At 54.1% G+C, this 1,493-nt stretch carries 2 pseudogenes; both read left to right on the plus strand.

From position 1 onward, the window contains the following. Window positions 1-191, plus strand: a pseudogene (locus QC823_RS16090) (IS1380 family transposase); the annotation flags it as partial. An 895-nt stretch (window positions 192-1,086) separates the two neighbouring features. Beyond that, a pseudogene (locus QC823_RS16095) lies at window positions 1,087-1,404 on the plus strand (transposase); the annotation flags it as partial. Window positions 1,405-1,493: the final 89 nt, after the last annotated feature.

Here is a 1,493-nt window from a genome sequence, read left to right on the forward strand (position 1 = left end):
TGCGTTGCGTGATGGAACGTCGGACCGGGCAAGGTTGGAGCTTGATCAAGCTGCGTGAGCAAGTGTTAAAAGTGGCGGCCACGTTCACGGTAAAAGCCCGCCAAATCCGCATGCGCTTGAGTGTTGCGGCCGACAGATGGTGGCCTCGTTTACTCCTGGGTATCTGCCGACTGCAGCCGCTTCCTGACTGACATGATGGCTTCAACGGCGCAAGCATCATCATCGGCCAAGGGCCGAGAGCACACCGTGGGCAAATGACGGCTATCTATATAAAAAAACGATACAAACGAGACACTAAAAGCCTATCTCGCATAATTATCGCGTCGATAAGACGTTAAATAGCCTCAACGCATCCACCATGCAGACGTAAAGCGCTCAATAATGGCGCTACCACCGCCGCGATGAATGAGGCGGGATCAGCATTGGCGGCGCGCAGATAGATGTCAACGAGACCCCCAAGGCGGGTTTCAGGCGGGCGGACGCCGCCTTGTATCAGGCTAAGGAGTCGGGCCGGAACCGCGTCTGCATGGCGACCAGCCACTAAACATGCGGCAATCGACGCAGTCCTGGCCGTGCCCGACATTCCAGACGGGTAAGATGACACAGTGCCCGAGACGCGATGAAGCATGTCAGAAGCGAATAAAGACCACGCCTAGCAACCCGGGGAAGATTGTTTCCAACGAAGGGCGGCTTTTTGCTGTAAGAAAATGAGACGACGCAGCAGTGACTGGACAATAAGACTGACAGGGCACCTCACTCCCGGATCTGTCGAGGCATGGCAGGCTCGCAGTGTGTTGGCATAAGAACCTTCATTCTGCGGGCTTGCCCCTATTCTGCCAACAGCCCTGCTATGAAACGTCAACACACCCTAGTGAAGTGCCGCCAATTTTCTGCCATTTGACGAAATCAAGTACTAACGAACTGAGCCGGCACTCGAAAACGTTCATTTATCACCCCACGTGTCGGCATGATGCTTCGACCGACCAACGGCTTTTTGTGACTAGCTGTGCTTGGACTTGTGAGCATCTTAAGTCTACCAAGAGGAAGGGCTGAGTTGTCTTAGGTATTGGTGAGGTAGTGAGTGCTGAGTGGGAGCTTGTATCAGACATCTTTGAAACGGAAGGTGGCCGTGGAGTTCCTCCGCGTTACCCAAAACGCCTACTTGTCGATGCCTGCTGTTACGTGGTCAAAAGCGGCTGCTCGTGGCGGATGCTGCCAAAAGAGTTCCCGCCTTGGCAAAATGTGTATCGAACTTTCCGGCGATGGGGCGCAGAGGGAAAATTCGAAAAAATGCATGACCGGTTACGTGCGCAGTGGCGTGAACGAGAGGGGCGCAATGCGGAACCAACTGGAGCAATATTGGATGCTCAATCAACACGTCACTCTCCTCAGGGAGGGGAGAGCCCCCTCTGTCAGCCTTGTTGTCCGGTTGGCGATATCGCCTAAATTCAATCCAGGGGGAGCGGTATGGAATTCATGTGCCACGTTATTCT

It is taken from the genome of Vreelandella vilamensis, assembly GCF_031451755.1.
GTDB classification, from domain to species: domain Bacteria; phylum Pseudomonadota; class Gammaproteobacteria; order Pseudomonadales; family Halomonadaceae; genus Vreelandella; species Vreelandella vilamensis.